Here is a 17,064-nt window from a genome sequence, read left to right on the forward strand (position 1 = left end):
GGCAGGAGAACCTCCATTCTAGGCCGGACGCCGGCCCAGGGTGATGCGGTCGCGCTGCTCCAGGTCCTGCACGGTCTGCACCTCCGCAAAACCCGCGGCGTCGAACAGCGCGCGGATCGCCGCGCCCTGGTCCCAACCGTGCTCGATCAGCAGCCAACCGCCGGGCAGCAGGTGGGCCTGGCCACCGTCTACGATGCGACGGATGTCATCCAGGCCATCCACGCCGGAGGCCAGCGCGGTAGCCGGTTCAAAACGCAGGTCGCCCTGCTCCAGATGCGGGTCGTCGCTGGCGATGTATGGCGGGTTGCTGGCAATCAGGTCGAAGCGTGCACCCTGCAGTGGCGCATACCAGTCGTGCCCGCCCTCGGCGAAGCGGACGTTGCGCAGTTCATGGCGCGCAGCATTGCGCGCGGCCACGGCCAGCGCGCCCGGGCTGGCATCGGTGGCCAGCACCTGCGCTTGGGGCCGTTCGCTGGCCAGTGCAAGTGCAATCGCACCGCTGCCGGTGCCCAGGTCAACCAGCTGCAGCGCCTGGTCCTGCGGCAGGCGCTCCAGCGCCAGCTCGACCAGCAGTTCGGTTTCCGGACGCGGGATCAGCGTGGCCGGGTCGACCTCCAGGTCCAGCGTCCAGAAACCGCGGCGGCCGGTCAGGTAGGCCACCGGCTCGCCGGCAACGCGGCGGGCCAGCAACGCTTCGAAGGCGGCCAGGTCGGCGGCGGCCAGCGGATCGGTGGCATGCGCGAACAGCCAGCTGCGCGGGCGCTCCAGCACATGCAGCAGCAGCAGTTCGGCCTCGTGGCGGGCCTCGACGCCGCCGAGGCGGGCACTGGCCTCGGCCACGATCTGGCGCAGGGAGGGTTCGGTTTGGGAAAACATGCCGCAATTGTAGAGCGGAGCCCATGCTCGGCTGATTCTGCCGCAGTCGAGCTACACATCCACAGGTCCGCAGTCGAGCATGGCTCGACTCTACAAAAGGCTGCAATCCGTTCAGGTTCTACCCGAGGGGATAAGGAGGGACTATTGGCCCTATTCAGCCGTTCCGGAAGATTTTCCTTGTCACACAGGCAGTTGCAGGATGAAAGCGTCCGGGTTCAGTGCCTGCTCAGTGCATTTTGATAGACTGTATCTATCAAATAGATGCAATCAATGGATTGTTCTTATCGATAGCGAGTCGGTACTCTAGGTCCTGTCGATTCACCCACTCCCCTTCACCCAGAGGAAAAACGATGTCCCTGATCAACACCCAGATCCAGCCGTTCGAAGCCAATGCTTACCTGAATGGCGAGTTCATCAAGGTTTCCGACAGCACCCTGAAGGGCCAGTGGTCGGTCCTGATCTTCATGCCGGCCGCCTTCACCTTCAACTGCCCGACCGAGATCGAAGACGCCGCTGACCATTACGCCGAGTTCAAGAAGGCCGGCGCCGAGGTCTATATCGTCACCACCGACACCCACTTCTCGCACAAGGTGTGGCACGAAACCTCGCCGGCCGTCGGCAAGGCCCAGTTCCCGCTGGTCGGCGACCCGACCCACCAGCTGACCAACGCCTTCGGCGTGCACATTCCGGAAGAAGGCCTGGCCCTGCGCGGCACCTTCATCATCAACCCGGAAGGCGTGATCAAGACCCTGGAGATCCACTCCAACGAGATCGCCCGTGACGTCTCCGAAACCCTGCGCAAGCTGAAGGCTGCCCAGTTCACCGCCGCCAACCCGAACCAGGTGTGCCCGGCCAAGTGGAAGGAAGGCGAGAAGACCCTGACCCCGTCGCTGGACCTGGTCGGCAAGATCTAAAGCAGTACCGGCCTGCCGTGGCCCCACGCCACGGCGCGCCTTTCATCCCCGTGCCGGTCCCCCCGCCGGCGTGGGGGTGAACCCAAGACAGCCAACGCTCGCCCGCCTTGGCCAGCCAGCCCCTTCCACGGTCGCTGTCTTGGGTTCACCCCTACCCCCTGCTGGTCCGCTACCTTCTACAGCGGTGCCACGCCCCCTGTTTGCCTGAAGCCAGGAGATGACCCGATGTTGGACGCCAACCTGCAGTCGCAGCTGAAGACCTATCTGGAGCGCGTGACCCGCCCGATCCAGATCACCGCGCACGCCGACGACGGCGCCAAGTCGCAGGAAATGCTGGAACTGCTGCAGACCTTGGACAGCCTGTCGGACAAGATCACGCTGCAGGTCCTGCGCGATGGCCAGGGCCGCGTGCCGTCCTTCGACCTGGGCACCCCGGGCCAGGATATCCAACTGACCTTCGCCGGCCTGCCGATGGGCCACGAGTTCACCTCGCTGGTGCTGGCGCTACTGCAGGTGGGCGGTCATCCGTCCAAGGCCACCGCCGAGCTGATCGAGCAGGTGCAGAACCTGGAAGGTGAATACAAGTTCGAAACCTACTTCTCGCTGTCCTGCCAGAACTGCCCGGACGTGGTGCAGGCGCTGAACCTGGCCGCGGTACTCAACCCGCGCATCCAGCACGTGGCCATCGACGGCGCCCTTTTCCAGGACGAAGTCGAGAAGCGCGAGATCATGTCGGTGCCGACCGTGTACCTCAACGGTGAAGTCTTCGACCAGGGTCGCATGACCCTCGAGCAGATCGTCGCCAAGCTGGACACCAACGCCAGCAAGCGCGATGCCGAGAAGATCGCCGCCAAGGATGCCTTCGACGTGCTGGTGGTGGGCGGTGGCCCGGCCGGCGCGGCAGCAGCGATCTATGCTGCACGCAAGGGCATCCGCACCGGCATCGCCGCCGAACGTTTCGGTGGCCAGGTGCTGGACACCATGGCGATCGAGAACTTCATCTCGGTGAAGGAGACCGAGGGCCCGAAGCTGGCCACGGCGCTGGAACAGCACGTGCGCGAGTACGAGGTGGACATCATGAACCTGCAGCGCGCCAGTGCGCTGGTGCCGGCCGGTGAAGACGGCCTGGTGCAGGTGCAGCTGGAGAACGGCGCGGTGCTGAAGTCGCGTTCGGTGATCCTGTCCACCGGCGCACGCTGGCGCCAGATGAACGTGCCGGGCGAAGACCAGTACCGCAACAAGGGCGTGGCCTACTGCCCGCACTGCGATGGTCCGCTGTTCAAGGGCAAGCGCGTGGCGGTGATTGGCGGCGGCAACTCCGGCGTGGAAGCGGCCATCGATCTGGCCGGCATCGTGTCGCATGTAACCCTGCTGGAGTTCGATTCCAGCCTGCGCGCCGACGAAGTGCTGCAGAAGAAACTGCGCAGCCTGGCCAACGTCACCGTGCTGACCAGCGCACAGACCACCGAAGTGCTGGGCGACGGCAGCCGTGTCACCGGCCTGGTCTACAAGGACCGTGTCGGCGGCGACGCCCACCGCGTCGAGCTGGAAGGCATCTTCGTGCAGATCGGCCTGCTGCCCAACACTGAGTGGCTGAAGGACACCGTGGCGCTGTCGCCGCGTGGCGAGGTCGTCATCGACGACCGCGGCCAGACCAACCTGCCGGGCGTGTTCGCTGCTGGCGATTGCACGACGGTACCCTACAAGCAGATCATCATTGCCATGGGCGCCGGTTCGACCGCCGCACTGAGCGCGTTCGACCACCTGATCCGCTCGTCGGTGAGCAGCAGCAGCGGTGCCGTTGCTGAAGCTGCCTGATCTATCGTTCCCAGATCACCGGGAACATTGTCTGCCTGTCGGGTAACCATGCCGTCAGCCGGTCCGTTACCCCTGGGGTGTAAGGATGAACCTACGTGATCTGAAGTACCTGGTAGCCCTGGCCGACCACAAGCATTTCGGCCGGGCTGCCGCCTCCTGCTTCGTCAGCCAGCCGACGCTGTCCACGCAGATCCGCAAGCTGGAAGAAGAGCTGGGCCTGCCGCTGGTGGAACGTGCACCGCGCAAGGTGATGCTGACCCCGGCCGGCCAGGAAGCAGCAGCACGGGCACGGGTGATCGTGTCCGAAGTGGAACAGCTGAAGGAAGCGGCACGTCGCAGTCGCGATCCGGAAGCCGGTACGGTGCGCCTGGGGATCTTCCCGACCCTGGGCCCGTACCTGCTGCCGCATGTAATTCCGCGCATCCGCGATCGCTTCCCGGAGCTGGAACTGCTGCTGGTCGAGGAAAAGAGCGATGTGCTGCTGGACCGCCTGCGCGAAGGCAAGCTCGACGCTGCACTGCTGGCCCTGCCGGTGATCGACGACCAACTGCATGCCGAGTTTCTGTTCGAGGAACCCTTCCTGCTGGCCGTATCCGGGCGCCACCCGCTGGCCCGTCGCGAACACCTGGACGTGCAGGAGCTGGCCACGCAGAAGCTGCTGCTGCTGGAAGATGGCCATTGCCTGCGCGACCAGGCACTGGAAGTCTGCCGCCTGTTCGGTGCCAACGAGAAGTCCGAGTTCCGCGCCACCAGCCTGGAAACCCTGCGGCAGATGGTCGCCGCCGACGTCGGCATCACCCTGCTGCCAAGCCTGTCGGTGCAGCCGCCGGTGCCGCGCTCGAACAACATCCGCCTGCTCGACTTCACCGGCGAAGGACGCCCCAGCCGCCGCATCGCCATGATCTGGCGCCGCAGCTCGGCCATGAACGACTTCCTGATGGAGCTGGCCGATCAGTTCAAGCGCCTGCCGCAGGCGCTGTTCACCCTGGAAGCGGTCAACGCCGCCGGCGACACGACCGCCCTGCCCGGCCCCGCGCTGAACGGCTGAACCCCCGCAGCACCGGCCTGGAATCGGCAGGAGTCGATTCCGGTCGCATTTGTCCCCACAATACAGACAGGCGGCGCCAGCAGGTGCCGCCTTTTGCATGGCTTTCAACCAAGGAGCTTCACCATGAGTACCGCCAGCGGCCTGCCGCCGTCGATCACCGTTTCCACCTTCGACATGGACCGCCTGGACGCCATGCTCGAATCCCCTGCGCTGAGCCAGACGCCTGCCGCGCTCGCGCTTGCTGAAGAACTCAACCGTGCCACCGTGCTGGCACCGGACCAGATTCCCGAAGGCATCGTCATGATGCATTCGCGCGTGGAGTGCGAAGATGAAGTGTCGGGCGAGAAGCACGTCCTGACCCTGGTCTTCCCCCGCGAAGCCAACGTCGATGAAGGCAAGGTTTCCGTGCTGGCCCCGGTCGGCAGTGCCCTGCTCGGCCTTTCGATCGGCCAGAGCATCGACTGGAACGCGCCCGGCGGCCGCAAGCTGCGCCTGCGCGTGACCGCGGTCCACAACGACCGCCCCTGATTACCGCTGCGCACCGCGCGATTCGATCCCCCTGCACCAGGAGCCGTAATGAGTACCCCGTCCAAACTGTCCCAGCTGCGCGAACTGTCCGTGGTCGTTGCCGATACCGGTGACTACGAGGCGATCAAGCGCCTGCAGCCGGTGGACTGCACCACCAACCCGACCCTGGTGAAGAAGGCGCTGGACCTGCCGGTCTACGCCGAGCTGATCGAACGCGAACTGGCCTGGGGCCGCCAGCAGACTGGCGACCGCGAAGCCGTGGTGCACGCCGTGGCCGACCGCCTGACCATCGGCGTCGGCGCGCTGCTGAGCACGCTGGTGCCGGGCCGCGTGTCCACCGAAGTGGACGCCGACCAGGCCCACGACACCGCTGCCACCGTGGCCAAGGCCCGCCAGTTCATCCAGATGTACGCCGATGCCGGCGTGCCGCGCGAGAAGATCCTGATCAAGATCGCCGCGACCTGGGAAGGCGTGGAAGCCGCGCGCATCCTGCAGGCCGAGGGCATCGACTGCAACCTGACCCTGATCTTCAACCCGACCCAGGCGCTGGCCTGCAGCGAAGCCGGCGCGTTCCTGATCTCGCCGTTCGTCGGCCGCATCCTGGACTGGTACGTGGCCAACGGCCAGACCCCGGCCAACATCGATGAAGACCCGGGCGTGAAGTTCGTGCGCGGCGTGTATGCCGAATTCAAGCGCCGCGGTTCGCCGACGGTGGTGATGGGCGCCTCGTTCCGTTCGACCGCGCAGATCGAAGCGCTGGCCGGCTGCGACCGCCTGACGATTTCGCCGGACCTGCTGGAGAAGCTGGACGCCGACCACGGCGAGCTGCCGCGCAAGCTGGTGGCCGGTGCGGCGGATGGCGCGGCGGTGACCCCGATCGATGCGGCGAAGTTCGCGGCGGATCTGGCGGCCGATCCGATGGCGACCGAGAAGCTGGCGACCGGTATCGATGCGTTTGCCAAGGATCTGCAGGCGCTGCGCGAGCGCATTCGTTCGGAACTGTGATTCCGGCGAACGGCTGAGCCCCTCGTGGCGGGGGCTTGGTCGCGTTGAAGCAAGAGCGAAAGCCGCGCTGGGTCGGGCGGGTTGGGTTCGCGGGAGACGCCGTGAATCCGTCCCTGGAGGCTTGGCCGCCGCATCCATGCGGCGGACACTCCCGCGAACCCAACCCGCCCGCCCTCTGACAGTTTCCGGTGGCCGCCCGCCACGGATGAAAGAAAGAAGAGCAAAGCGGGTCGCGCGCTTCGCTTGCTCTGAGCGGAGCATGGCTCCGCTCTACAGAAAGCACTGCAGGATCAAACAAAAAGGACGCGGCGAAGGCCGCGTCCTTTTTCTTTTCTTTCATTTCGTCAGTAACCCATGCTCTTGCCCACCGTCACCGGGAAACTGTCGGGGGTGGGGCGGTGTGGGTTGGCAGGACCGTTGGCGCCATGGATGGCGCCATCGAGCCCCCAAGGACGGGTTTACGGCATGTCCTGCCAACCCACACCGCCCCGCCCAACCCGCAGAAACGCAGAGCCGCTTTGGCTTTGGCTTTGGCTTCTGCCGTAGATTCTGCCCGCCGCAGGCGGACCACCGCGCGTCAGCGCGGCGCCTCCACATCCAATCCGATCGGGCAGCTCACCCCGGTGCCGCCGATGCCGCAGTAACCGTTCGGGTTCTTCGCCAGGTACTGCTGGTGATAGTCCTCGGCGTAGTAGTACGCCGGTGCCGGGTACACGATCTCGGTGGTGATCGGGCCGTAGCCGGCCGCATCCAGCTGCGCCTGGTAGGCCTCGCGGCTGGCCAGCGCGGCGGCGTACTGCGCCTCGTCGGTGGCGTGGATCGCCGAACGGTACTGGGTGCCGGTGTCGTTGCCCTGGCGCATGCCCTGGGTCGGGTCGTGGCTTTCCCAGAACAGCTGCAGAAGCCGCTCCAGGCTCACCACCGCCGGGTCGAACACCACCTGCACCACTTCGGTGTGGCCGGTCAGGCCCGAGCACACCTCTTCATAGGTCGGGTTCGGGGTGATGCCGCCGGCATAGCCCACCGAGGTGCTGTACACGCCCGGTTCGGTCCAGAACTTGCGCTCGGCGCCCCAGAAGCAACCCAGCGCGAAGCGGATCTGCTGCAGGCCGGCGAAACGGTCCTTCAGCGGATGGCTGTTCACGAAGTGCTGGTTGCTGTGCAGCGGCAGCGGTTGGTCACGCCCCGGCAGTGCTTCTTCCGGGCGCGGCAGGCGCTGCTTGAAGGCGCCGATGCCGAGGATGCCCTGGCCAATTCCCAACATGATGCGCTCCTACGCCGGAAGGCCGGCTATGTCGTCTGCATCGGAAATGGGGGCGTCCGGCGCGTGGCCCAAGTCCAGCGCCGCCACGATGTCCTCGGCCTGCGGCCGTGCCGCATCAGGGATGCCTACCCGCAGCACGCCGAACAGCGGCAGCTCGCCCATGCCACCCAGCAACGACTCGCCGAACACGAAGGCCGGGATGCCGGCATCCTCCAGCGCGTGCTTGACCAGGTGGGCGTCGAACAGGTTGTCGGCCTTGTACACGATGTGCATGCAGCAGCTCCGTGGGACAGGGTCCCAGCATACGCCCGGGGGCTGAATGGTGGTGGTGACGGCGCATGACCGTTCTGCCGGCCAGCGGCCGGCACTACCCAATTGCACGGCGATCCACATTCCGCCGGCCGGCGGCCGGCGCTACCGGAAGAGGGGTTGGTAGTGCCGGCCGCTGGCCGGCATCCCCACGCCCCACCGGGCAGCCCTGCCCGGTACGCGCTAGACTGTTGGTCTTTCTGCCTTTCTTTTCGCCGACTCATGTCCGAGCACACCCCCGCCAGCCCCGAGACCCCCGCCGACAGCCACGAGAAGCGCGATTTCATCCGCCAGATCGTGCGCGAGGACCTGGCCAGCGGAAAGCACCAGGGGATCAAGACCCGTTTCCCGCCGGAACCGAACGGCTACCTGCACATCGGCCATGCCAAGTCGATCTGCCTGAACTTCGGCATCGCCGGCGAGTTCAGCGGCGTCTGCAACCTGCGCTTCGACGACACCAACCCGGCCAAGGAAGACCCGGAATACGTGGCCGCGATCCAGGACGACGTGCGCTGGCTGGGCTTCAGCTGGAACGAGCTGCGCCATGCTTCTGACTACTTCCAGACCTATTACCTGGCCGCCGAAAAGCTGATCGAACAGGGCAAGGCCTATGTCTGCGACCTGTCGGCCGAGGAAGTGCGCGCCTACCGCGGCACCCTGACCGAGCCGGGCCGCCCGTCGCCGTGGCGCGACCGCAGCGTCGAGGAAAACCTCGACCTGTTCCGCCGCATGCGCGCCGGTGAATTCCCGGATGGCGCGCGCACCCTGCGCGCGAAGATCGACATGGCCAGCGGCAACATCAACCTGCGCGATCCGGCGCTGTACCGCATCAAGCACGTCGAGCACCAGAACACCGGCAACGCGTGGCCGATCTACCCGATGTACGACTTCGCGCACGCGCTGGGCGACTCGATCGAGGGCATCACCCACTCGCTGTGCACGCTGGAATTCGAAGACCACCGCCCGCTGTACGACTGGTGCGTGGACAACGTCGATTTCGCCCATGACGACACGCTGACCCAGCCGCTGGTCGACGCCGGCCTGCCGCGCGAAGCCGCCAAGCCGCGCCAGATCGAGTTCTCGCGCCTGAACATCAATTACACGGTGATGAGCAAGCGCAAGCTGATGGCGCTGGTTACCGAGCAGCTGGTGGACGGCTGGGAAGACCCGCGCATGCCGACCCTGCAGGGCCTGCGTCGCCGTGGCTACACCCCGGCCGCGATGCGCCTGTTCGCCGAGCGCGTGGGCATCAGCAAGCAGAATTCGCTGATCGACTTCAGCGTGCTGGAAGGCGCGCTGCGCGAAGACCTGGACAGCGCCGCGCCGCGCCGCATGGCGGTGGTCGACCCGGTCAAGCTGGTGCTGACCAACCTGCCGGAAGGCCATGAAGAACAGCTGACCTTCAGCAATCACCCGAAGGACGAGAGCTTCGGCAGCCGCGAAGTGCCGTTCGCACGCGAAGTGTGGATCGACCGCGAGGACTTCGCCGAAGTGCCGCCGAAGGGCTGGAAGCGCCTGGTCCCCGGCGGCGAAGTGCGCCTGCGTGGTGCCGGCATCATCCGCTGCGACGAAGTGATCAAGGATGCCGACGGCACCATCACCGAGCTGCGTGGCTGGCTGGATCCGGAATCGCGTCCGGGCATGGAAGGCGCCAACCGCAAGGTCAAGGGCACCATCCACTGGGTCAGCGCCGTGCATGGCGTGCCGGCCGAGATCCGCCTGTACGACCGCCTGTTCTCGGTGCCGAACCCGGATGATGAATCGGAAGGCAAGACCTACCGCGATTACCTCAATCCGGAATCGCGCCGCACCGTCACCGGCTATGTCGAGCCGGCCGCGGCCAGCGCCGCGCCGGAGCAGTCGTTCCAGTTCGAACGTACCGGCTACTTCGTGGCCGACCGCCGCGACCACACCGAAGCCAAGCCGGTGTTCAACCGCAGCGTGACCCTGCGCGACACCTGGTCGGCCTGAGGACCTGCGCGGGCGCCAGCACGGCGCCCGCATGACCCCGACGATGATCACCGCCCTCTCCGTCCTGTTCTGGTTCATCTCGCAGCATCCGCTGCTGACGTTCTTTTCGGCGATGGTGCTGGCCGGGCTGGTCTCGTGGTGGCGGCGTTTTCCGGGCTACGCCATCGTGGTGTTCCCGCTGGCGATGCTCAACATCTTCCTCGGCCACTTCCTCAACGCCGCCTTCCTCAACGTGGTGGGCGAGCGTGGTGAAGCAGTGATCGTGAAGTCCGAGCGCACCAGCTCGACGATGAACGAGCAGTACATCTGGCGCTACGAAGGGGTGCTGCGTACCGCCGAGGGCCGCGACGTGGAGGTGGTGTTCCACACCAACACCGCCTCGCTGTGGCCGCTGGAGAACGCGATCCGCATCCCGGCGCCCGACCAGCCGTTCGTGGTCAAGTACACGCCGGGTTTCCCGCGCAACTTCGTCATCCTCACCAATGAATCGCCGCACGGCATCGCCCAGGCCCGGGCCAGCGCGCGCGAGCGGGTGGAAGTGGCGGCGCGCAAGCTGCACTTCAGCCCGGGCAATGCCGATTTCCGCGCGGACTATCGCCGCGAGCTGGAAACCTGGCTGCGCGACCACGGCAACGATCCGCAGCAGCAGTCCGACGCGCAGCGATATCGCGCCGAACTTGACGCGCTCGACCGCTAGATCCCCAGGCCTTGCCTGGATGTTCCACCCCATCCATCCACAGGCCTGACATGACCACGACCTCCACCGACCTCCTCCCGCTGCTGCAGCAGGTCCTGCAGGAGGCCGGCATCGCCAGCCACGTCGACGGCGACGCGCTGCTGCTGGACAGCGGCCTGCGCCTGACCCCGCATGCGATGGCCGCGCACGCGCGCGACAACGGCGGCTGGCAGACATCCACCGTCATCGAGGCCCAGCATCCGCAGCTGTTCGCCGATGGCCTGTTCGAGTACCAGCACGCCAACGGTGCCGATGAGCAGGCATCGCTGTTGTCCGGCTTTCAGACCTGGGTGCGGGTGGACCTGGCAACGCTGCAGACCGCGATCGGCGCCGAAGACGCGCAGGGCCTGCCGATGATGGGCCTGACCTATCCAGCCGGTGACGATGGCGAGGAACACGAGCGCACCGTGGTGCTGGGGCCGTTGGCGCACTACCGTGCACAGGAAGTGGATGCCTCCACCTGCAGCGAAGACGATCATGGCTCCTGCCCCTGCTGCCTGTTCACGCGTAGCATGGAGGCCTTCGACGAGCTGCTGAAAGCCCGCCAATTCCTCGCCATCCGCCTGTTCGCCTCGCGCGATGCCGACGGCCTGTGCGAGGCCGATTGCCGGGTCAACGGCCACGACTTTACCGCCGCCCTGCCCCTGCTGCGCGCCTACGCCGCCAGCTGGCCGCAGGCCGGGCTGGAATTCCGCAAGCAGTACGTGGTGATCCGCACCGGCTCACCGGGCTGACCCGCCGCCACACCCGATACAGGCCGGTGCAGCTACACTGCGCGCCGGTTTCCCAAGCAACCGCACTTTCTTCCATCCCACTACGAGGCGCCCCCGCGATGCTGTACGCGCAAGTCCACCTGACCCTTCCCGCCTGGATCCACGACCAGATCGACCTGGATCGTCGATATCCGGGCGATGAGGCCAAGGTCGCGCTAGCGATCGAGCTGTCGCGGTTGAACGTCGAGCACGCCAGTGGCGGCCCGTTCGGTGCAGTGGTGTTCGGCCCGGATGACAAGGTCATCGCCGCCGGCGTGAACCGGGTGATGCCGCACGCGACCTCGCTGGCGCACGCCGAGAACATGGCCTACATGCTGGCCCAGCAGCGCCTGCAGACCCCGCGCCTGAACGCGGTGCTGTCGCCGGTCACCCTGGCCACCAGTTCGCAGCCGTGCTGCCAGTGTTACGGCGCCACCGTGTGGGCCGGCATCGACCGCCTGCTGATCGGTGCCAACTCGGCCGACGTCGAAGAGCTGACCCCGTTCGACGAAGGCCCGCTGCCGGCCGACTGGGTGGGTGAACTCAACAAGCGCGGCATCGAAGTGGTGCAGGGCCTGAACCGCGACGCCGCACGCAGCGTGCTGCGCGCCTATGGGGAAAGCGATGGCGCCCGTTACTGAGGCCGGCATCGGCCTGCTGTGCCTGTGCCGGCAGGGCTTCGAGCCCGAGCTGGCTGGCGAGCTGCAGTTCCGCGCCGGTGAAGCCGGTTTCGCCGGCTACGCGCGCACCCAGCGCAATGATGGCTACGTGCTGTTCATGTGCGAAGAAGCTGCGGCACTGGCGCCGCGCCTGCGCTGGCGCGAACTGATCTTCGCGCGGCAGAAGCTGGTGGTGCTGGCCGAGCTGCCGCAGCTGGACCCGGCCGACCGCATCACCCCGATGCTGGAGGTGCTGGCCGATGCGCCGCGCTTCGGCGACCTGTGGGTGGAACATCCCGATTCGGACGCCGGCAAGCCGCTGTCCGGGCTGGCCCGTGCCTTCGGCAATGCGCTGCGCCCGGCGCTGCGCAAGGCCGGCAAGCTCACCGACAAGCCGAACGATCGCCTGCCGCGCCTGCACGTGGTGTTCGTCGACGGCACCCACGCCTTCGTCTGCGTGGCCGACCCGGCCGACAGCGCGCCGTGGGCACTGGGCATCCCGCGATTGAAGCTGCTGCCCGAAGCGCCATCGCGTTCGGCGCTGAAGCTGGACGAAGCACTGCTGACCCTGTTGACCCCGGAAGAGCGCGAGGCGCTGGCCAGGCCCGGCATGCGCGCGGCCGACCTGGGTGCCGCACCCGGCGGCTGGACCTGGGTGCTGACCCGCCAGCACATGCACGTGCTGAGCATCGACAACGGCCCGCTGCGCCAGCACGTGCTGGACACCGGCCTGGTCGAGCACCTGCGCGCCGATGGCTTCCACTGGCACCCGGAACAGCCGCTGGACTGGATGGTCTGCGACATGGTCGAGCAGCCGCGGCGCGTGGCCGAACGCATGGCCACCTGGTTCCGCGAAGGCTGGTGCAGGCACGCGATCTTCAACCTGAAGCTGCCGATGAAGAAGCGCTGGGACGAAACCCGCTTGTGCCTGGACCTGTTCCAGGAGCAGGCCGGCAAGCCGCTGGTGGTACGTGCCAAGCAGCTCTATCACGACCGTGAGGAGATCACGGTACTGGCCTCGCCGCTGCGCTGAGGAACATGCCCGCCGGGCATGGCCCGGCGCTACCGAGGAAGGGAACCATGCGATACCACCCGCTCGCCATGCTGATCACCGTGCTGGCAGCCGCACCGGCCATTGCCCAGCAGCTGCCGCACACCCCTGCACAGAGCCAGCCACTGGGCCCGACCGGCGGCGCGATCCGCCAGCAACCGCTGGATGCCGGCCGGGTCAGCGGCAGCGTCGAGATTGCACGGCCAGCCGGCGAGGCACAGGTGACCGTGCGTTCGCTGGAACCGAGCAGCGTGGTCGGCCAGTACCGCATCCACTTCGCTGCGCTGGATGTGAACAGCGATGGTTTCATCAGTCGCGAAGAAGCGCAGGCGAATCCGGCGCTGGCCGATGAGTTCAATGCGTTGGACGTGAAGCGTCGCGGCAAGCTGGATCGTGCCGACCTGGCTGGTTGGCTGGTTGATTGAAAAAGGGGACGGAGGGGATTAAGTCGTATGTGCACATACGACTTAATCCCCTCCGTCCCCTTTTTGCATCAGACCCCGGCGGCGCGCTTCCAGAACGCCTGCACCAGCGGCGGCCATTTGCCGACACAGCCCAGCGCGCGGCCGCGGGCCAGGGTCAGGTGCATCTCGTCGTTGGAGAACAGCCGATTGATCGCATCGAAACTGTAGGCGGCGATGTGGTTGTCGCTGCGCCGTTCGCGTGCCCAGCGCTGCAGGCGCTGCGGCGACAGCCGCGGCTGGCCGCGGCGTTCGGCCGACGGCGCCAGCCACTGCTGCAGGGCGGCGACATCGCGCAGGCCCAGGTTCACGCCCTGCCCGGCCAGCGGATGCACCACATGCGCAGCATCACCCAGCGCCAGCACGCGGCCAGCCACGTAGTGACGGGCCAGCTGGCGACGCAGCGGGAAGGCCGCACGCGGTGACGCCAATCGCAGTTCGCCCAGGCGCGCAGCGAAGGCACGGGTCAGTTCGCGGTTGAAGGCGTCCTCGTCCAGGGCCAGCACGCGAGCCGCTTCATCCTCGGGCAGGGTCCAGACGATCGAACTGCGGCGCTCGGCCACCGGCAGCAGCGCCAGCGGCCCGGTCGGCAGGAAGCGCTGCCAGGCCGTGGCCTGGTTGGGAAGATCGCTGTCCACATAGGCCACCACGCCACGCTGGTGGTAGTCATGCTTTTCAACCTCGATCCCGGCCAGCTGGCGCAGGGTTGACTCGGCACCGTCGGCGGCCACCGCCAGTGCCGCTTCCAGGCGGCGCCCGTCATCCAGCCGCAGGCGCACGCCGTCTTCATCCTGTTCCAGCGCTTCCACCCGTGCCGGGCAGTGCAGCTGCACGCCCGCCGCCGGCAGCGCCGCCCACAGGCGATCCTGCAGCAGGCCGTTCTCGACGATGTAGCCCAGCTCACGACGGCCGAAGCGATCGGCGTCGAACAGCAGATCCTCGCCACCGGCCGCATCCCACACCTGCATGCGCCGGTAAGGCCAGGCGCGGGCCTGCGCGATCGCCGGCCACACACCCAGGCGGCTCAACAGCTGCACGTTGTCAGCGGCGAAGGCGAACACGCGCAGGTCCGGCTGTGCGGCCTGCCACGGTGCCGGTTCACGGCCTTCCACCAGCGCTACCGACAGGCCGGCATCGGCCAGCGCCAGCGCACACGCGGCACCGACCACGCCCCCACCGACGATGGCCACATCAAGCCGCGTGCGCCGGCTCATGCGGCTTCTCCACGGCACAGGCGCGGCACGTCACCACGGAAGCCCATCGCACCACCAACCAGCATCGACTGCACCGACGCGCGCTGCGCGGCCACCAGGCCGAGGCTGCGCAGCGGCCGCATCAGCGGTGCCGCGTTGCTGGTCAATCGTGCCAGCCCACCGGAGAACGCCACCGTCTGCCGGCGATCTTCCTCGCGACGCGCGACGTAGGCCTTCAGCAGTGCATCACTGCCGGCGTCCTCATGCGCATCCTCCAGCAGTTCGGCCAGGGTCAGCGCATCGCGAAGGCCCAGGTTGAAGCCCTGTGCGCCCAGCGGATGGATGGTCTGCGCGGCATTGCCGAGCAGCACCGTGCGCTCACCGGCCAGCGCGCGCGCCAGCACCTGGATGAGCGGGTAGGCGCTGCGCGGGCCGGACTCGAGCAGGCGGCCGGCACGCCAGCCGATCGCGCTCTGCAGGCGTTGCAGCCAGGCCGCATCGTCCAACGCCATCACCGCATCGGCCTGGTCGCGCGCTACGCCGTGCACGGTTCCGAAGTGGCGGTCACCGCGAGGCAGCAGGGCGGTTGGGCCGGTATCGGTGAACCGCTCCCAGGCGGTGCCGTCCGGCGCACGCTGGCTGCGCACGCGGGCCACGAACAGGGTCTGCTGGAAATCATGACGGTCGACCTCGATGCCCAGCGCGCCACGCACGCCGCTGGTGGTGCCATCGGCCCCGACCACCAGCCGTGCCAGCAGCACGCGCTCGCCGGCCTCGTCAGCCACCCGTACCTGGCGGTAACCATCGACCACCTCACCCAGCCCAAGGAACCGCATCGGCCGGTAACGGCGCAGGCGCGGCAGTTCCTGCAGGCGCGCTTCCAGCGCCTGGCCGAAATCGCGCGCGACCACCACCTGGCCGAACCACGGCCGGTCGTAATCGGCCGCTTCGAGCTGCACACGGCCGAAATCGCCGGCACGACTGACATGGATGCGCCGGATCGGGCCCGGTGCCATCGCCAGCTTCTGCATCACCCCCAGCGCGGTCAGCGCATTGACGGTGGCAGCGGCGAAACTGAGATTGCGCTGGTCGAACACCGCAGGCAGCTCGCCGGCCGGGCTGGCCTCAAGCAGGCCCACGTCGCGGCCCAGGCGGTCCAGGGCGATGGCCAGGCTGGCACCGACCAGGCCACCACCGACAATCAGCACGTCATGTCGTTCACTCATGTGTTCATGATACGCGCTCGCCCCGACTGTACGCCGAACGGGCGGCACCTGCGCCAACCTGCGCGGCGGGCTAGAATGAAACCTGAATCCGCTCCGGGCCCCACCATGTCCGATACCGCCAACCGCGCCTTCGTCCTGTCCGTACTCGTACTGCTGCTGGCGGCGACCCGGGTCAATCACTTCGCGGCCATTCCGGATGCCTCCTGGGCCGTGTTCTTCATCGGTGGCTTCTACCTGGCGCGCTGGACGCGCTGGGCGTTCCCGCTGCTGATGGTGTTCGCGGTGCTGGTGGACTGGATCGTGATCCGCAGCAGCGGTCTGGATTTCTGGCAGCACTACTGCGTGTCGCCGGGCTACTGGCTGCTGCTGCCGGCCTACTTCTCTTTGTGGGCCGGCGGCATGCTGCTGGGCCGCAACTACCAGAGCGCGCGCTGGCCGGTACTGGCCAAGGGCGCACTGCTGCTGGTCGCTTCGGTGGCGGTCTGCCACCTGCTGGCACAGGGCGGTTTCTACTGGAGCAGCCGCAACGTGGGCGAGCCGACCCTGGCCGGCTGGGCACAGAACTACGCGCAGTGGTTCGGGCCCTACCTGCGCACCACGGCGATCTATGTGGCGCTGGCCGCCGCCCTGCAGCTGGCCGTGGAGCAGGTGCTGAAGCTCCAGCAGGCCCGCCGCGACATCCGCCACTGAGCCGCGCCATGGGTCATCGCCTCTCGCGCATCTACACCCGCACCGGCGACGACGGCAGTACCGGCCTTGGCGACGGCCAGCGCGTAGCCAAGGATGACGCCCGCGTGGCGTCCTACGGCACCGTCGACGAGGCCAATGCCGCGCTCGGCCTGCTGTTGGCCGCGCCCCTGCCCGAGGATGTGCGCGCGCTGGTGGTGCATCTGCAGCACCAGTTGTTCGACCTGGGCGCCGAGCTGTGCGTTCCCGGCCATGCCGCGATCCACGCCGCCGACGTCTCGGCCCTGGAACAGCAGCTGGACCATTACAACGCCGACCTGCCGATGCTGAAGGAATTCATCCTGCCGGCCGGCGGCGAAGCCGCCGCGCGCTGCCACCTGGCGCGCACCATTGTCCGCCGCGCCGAGCGCGAAACGGTCACCCTGGCCCGCCACGAGGCTGTGCGCAGCGAAGCGCTGCAGTACCTCAACCGGCTGTCGGACCTGCTGTTCGTGCTGGCCCGGGTGCTGGCCCGTGCCGATGGCCACGGCGAAGCGCTGTGGCAGCCACAGCAGCGCCAGCGCTGA

Annotated in this window: 18 protein-coding genes; 13 read left to right on the top strand and 5 right to left on the bottom strand. The window is 67.4% G+C overall.

The annotated features are described in order from the left end of the window. Positions 1–18: 18 nt before the first annotated feature. Entirely contained in the window at positions 19–876 is an 858-nt protein-coding gene (gene prmC, locus AC5O77_RS08640; RefSeq protein ID WP_478057623.1) for a peptide chain release factor N(5)-glutamine methyltransferase, read from the bottom strand. Positions 877–1,226: 350 nt separating this feature from the next. On the opposite strand from prmC, the gene ahpC reads away from it, so the two are divergent. The 5 genes from ahpC to AC5O77_RS08665 all read left to right on the top strand — a co-directional run bounded on the left by ahpC (position 1,227) and on the right by AC5O77_RS08665 (position 6,189). Continuing rightward, a complete protein-coding gene (gene ahpC / locus AC5O77_RS08645) occupies positions 1,227–1,790 on the top strand; it encodes an alkyl hydroperoxide reductase subunit C (RefSeq protein ID WP_004144811.1) in 564 nt (187 codons plus the stop codon). Positions 1,791–2,015: 225 nt separating this feature from the next. Beyond that, positions 2,016–3,608 (top strand): alkyl hydroperoxide reductase subunit F, encoded by a 1,593-nt coding sequence (gene ahpF, locus AC5O77_RS08650; RefSeq protein ID WP_478057624.1) that lies wholly within the window; start codon positions 2,016–2,018, stop codon positions 3,606–3,608. A gap of 85 nt (positions 3,609–3,693) precedes the next feature. Beyond that, positions 3,694–4,656, top strand: coding sequence for a LysR substrate-binding domain-containing protein (locus tag AC5O77_RS08655; RefSeq protein WP_032129919.1), 963 nt, complete (start codon positions 3,694–3,696; stop codon positions 4,654–4,656). 123 nt (positions 4,657–4,779) lie between these two features. Next, positions 4,780–5,184, top strand: a complete 405-nt coding sequence (gene rnk, locus AC5O77_RS08660; protein WP_005408156.1) for a nucleoside diphosphate kinase regulator — start codon at positions 4,780–4,782, stop codon at positions 5,182–5,184. Between the two features lie 48 nt (positions 5,185–5,232). Next, positions 5,233–6,189: a transaldolase gene (locus tag AC5O77_RS08665; RefSeq protein ID WP_494506674.1), complete on the top strand. Its 957-nt coding sequence runs from the start codon at positions 5,233–5,235 to the stop codon at positions 6,187–6,189. Positions 6,190–6,766: 577 nt separating this feature from the next. Here AC5O77_RS08665 and msrA read toward each other — a convergent pair. Both msrA and AC5O77_RS08675 read right to left on the bottom strand, forming a co-directional pair. Continuing rightward, positions 6,767–7,432, bottom strand: coding sequence for a peptide-methionine (S)-S-oxide reductase MsrA (msrA, locus tag AC5O77_RS08670; protein WP_032968772.1), 666 nt, complete (start codon positions 7,430–7,432; stop codon positions 6,767–6,769). Between the two features lie 30 nt (positions 7,433–7,462). Further along, positions 7,463–7,726 carry a putative signal transducing protein gene (locus AC5O77_RS08675; protein WP_010481810.1) on the bottom strand — a complete coding sequence of 88 codons (264 nt, stop codon included), beginning with the start codon at positions 7,724–7,726 and terminating at the stop codon, positions 7,463–7,465. A 258-nt stretch (positions 7,727–7,984) separates the two neighbouring features. Between AC5O77_RS08675 and AC5O77_RS08680 the strand changes: the two genes are divergently transcribed. The 6 genes from AC5O77_RS08680 (at position 7,985) to AC5O77_RS08705 (ending at position 13,356) form a co-directional block, all read left to right on the top strand. Continuing rightward, the gene (locus AC5O77_RS08680) at positions 7,985–9,733 is read left to right on the top strand and encodes a glutamine--tRNA ligase/YqeY domain fusion protein (protein ID WP_494506675.1); all 1,749 of its coding nucleotides are present in this window, start codon (positions 7,985–7,987) and stop codon (positions 9,731–9,733) included. 43 nt (positions 9,734–9,776) lie between these two features. Next, positions 9,777–10,430 (top strand): membrane protein, encoded by a 654-nt coding sequence (locus AC5O77_RS08685; RefSeq protein ID WP_049460927.1) that lies wholly within the window; start codon positions 9,777–9,779, stop codon positions 10,428–10,430. 50 nt (positions 10,431–10,480) lie between these two features. After that, a complete protein-coding gene (locus AC5O77_RS08690) occupies positions 10,481–11,203 on the top strand; it encodes a DUF6348 family protein (protein ID WP_478057627.1) in 723 nt (240 codons plus the stop codon). Positions 11,204–11,301: 98 nt separating this feature from the next. Then, a complete protein-coding gene (locus AC5O77_RS08695; protein ID WP_004154307.1) occupies positions 11,302–11,862 on the top strand; it encodes a nucleoside deaminase in 561 nt (186 codons plus the stop codon). Continuing rightward, positions 11,846–12,913 carry a 23S rRNA (cytidine(2498)-2'-O)-methyltransferase RlmM gene (gene rlmM / locus AC5O77_RS08700; protein ID WP_478057628.1) on the top strand — a complete coding sequence of 356 codons (1,068 nt, stop codon included), beginning with the start codon at positions 11,846–11,848 and terminating at the stop codon, positions 12,911–12,913. Before AC5O77_RS08695 ends, rlmM begins: the two co-directional genes overlap by 17 nt. A 47-nt stretch (positions 12,914–12,960) precedes the next feature. Next, positions 12,961–13,356 carry an EF-hand domain-containing protein gene (locus tag AC5O77_RS08705; RefSeq protein ID WP_100437916.1) on the top strand — a complete coding sequence of 132 codons (396 nt, stop codon included), beginning with the start codon at positions 12,961–12,963 and terminating at the stop codon, positions 13,354–13,356. A 68-nt stretch (positions 13,357–13,424) separates the two neighbouring features. On the opposite strand, the gene AC5O77_RS08710 is transcribed toward AC5O77_RS08705, so the two are convergent. Beyond that, a complete protein-coding gene (locus AC5O77_RS08710) occupies positions 13,425–14,606 on the bottom strand; it encodes a UbiH/UbiF family hydroxylase (RefSeq protein WP_032129911.1) in 1,182 nt (393 codons plus the stop codon). Then, a complete protein-coding gene (ubiH, locus tag AC5O77_RS08715; protein WP_478057629.1) occupies positions 14,603–15,811 on the bottom strand; it encodes a 2-octaprenyl-6-methoxyphenyl hydroxylase in 1,209 nt (402 codons plus the stop codon). The genes AC5O77_RS08710 and ubiH overlap by 4 nt, the downstream gene beginning before the upstream one ends. Before the next feature lie 105 nt (positions 15,812–15,916). Between ubiH and AC5O77_RS08720 the strand changes: the two genes are divergently transcribed. After that, positions 15,917–16,501, top strand: coding sequence for a hypothetical protein (locus AC5O77_RS08720; RefSeq protein ID WP_032129909.1), 585 nt, complete (start codon positions 15,917–15,919; stop codon positions 16,499–16,501). Between the two features lie 8 nt (positions 16,502–16,509). Continuing rightward, positions 16,510–17,064: a cob(I)yrinic acid a,c-diamide adenosyltransferase gene (locus tag AC5O77_RS08725; protein WP_100437913.1), complete on the top strand. Its 555-nt coding sequence runs from the start codon at positions 16,510–16,512 to the stop codon at positions 17,062–17,064.

The organism is Stenotrophomonas sp. INTA L402-1, from assembly GCF_059295135.1.

Coding starts and splice junctions, on each gene's coding strand:
- prmC (WP_478057623.1), bottom strand. CDS start 876: ATGTTTTCCCAAACCGAACCCTCCCTGCGCCAGATCGTGGCCGAGGCC.
- ahpC (WP_004144811.1), top strand. CDS start 1,227: ATGTCCCTGATCAACACCCAGATCCAGCCGTTCGAAGCCAATGCTTAC.
- ahpF (WP_478057624.1), top strand. CDS start 2,016: ATGTTGGACGCCAACCTGCAGTCGCAGCTGAAGACCTATCTGGAGCGC.
- AC5O77_RS08655 (WP_032129919.1), top strand. CDS start 3,694: ATGAACCTACGTGATCTGAAGTACCTGGTAGCCCTGGCCGACCACAAG.
- rnk (WP_005408156.1), top strand. CDS start 4,780: ATGAGTACCGCCAGCGGCCTGCCGCCGTCGATCACCGTTTCCACCTTC.
- AC5O77_RS08665 (WP_494506674.1), top strand. CDS start 5,233: ATGAGTACCCCGTCCAAACTGTCCCAGCTGCGCGAACTGTCCGTGGTC.
- AC5O77_RS08675 (WP_010481810.1), bottom strand. CDS start 7,726: ATGCACATCGTGTACAAGGCCGACAACCTGTTCGACGCCCACCTGGTC.
- AC5O77_RS08680 (WP_494506675.1), top strand. CDS start 7,985: ATGTCCGAGCACACCCCCGCCAGCCCCGAGACCCCCGCCGACAGCCAC.
- AC5O77_RS08685 (WP_049460927.1), top strand. CDS start 9,777: ATGATCACCGCCCTCTCCGTCCTGTTCTGGTTCATCTCGCAGCATCCG.
- AC5O77_RS08690 (WP_478057627.1), top strand. CDS start 10,481: ATGACCACGACCTCCACCGACCTCCTCCCGCTGCTGCAGCAGGTCCTG.
- AC5O77_RS08695 (WP_004154307.1), top strand. CDS start 11,302: ATGCTGTACGCGCAAGTCCACCTGACCCTTCCCGCCTGGATCCACGAC.
- rlmM (WP_478057628.1), top strand. CDS start 11,846: ATGGCGCCCGTTACTGAGGCCGGCATCGGCCTGCTGTGCCTGTGCCGG.
- AC5O77_RS08705 (WP_100437916.1), top strand. CDS start 12,961: ATGCGATACCACCCGCTCGCCATGCTGATCACCGTGCTGGCAGCCGCA.
- AC5O77_RS08710 (WP_032129911.1), bottom strand. CDS start 14,606: ATGAGCCGGCGCACGCGGCTTGATGTGGCCATCGTCGGTGGGGGCGTG.
- ubiH (WP_478057629.1), bottom strand. CDS start 15,811: ATGAGTGAACGACATGACGTGCTGATTGTCGGTGGTGGCCTGGTCGGT.
- AC5O77_RS08720 (WP_032129909.1), top strand. CDS start 15,917: ATGTCCGATACCGCCAACCGCGCCTTCGTCCTGTCCGTACTCGTACTG.
- AC5O77_RS08725 (WP_100437913.1), top strand. CDS start 16,510: ATGGGTCATCGCCTCTCGCGCATCTACACCCGCACCGGCGACGACGGC.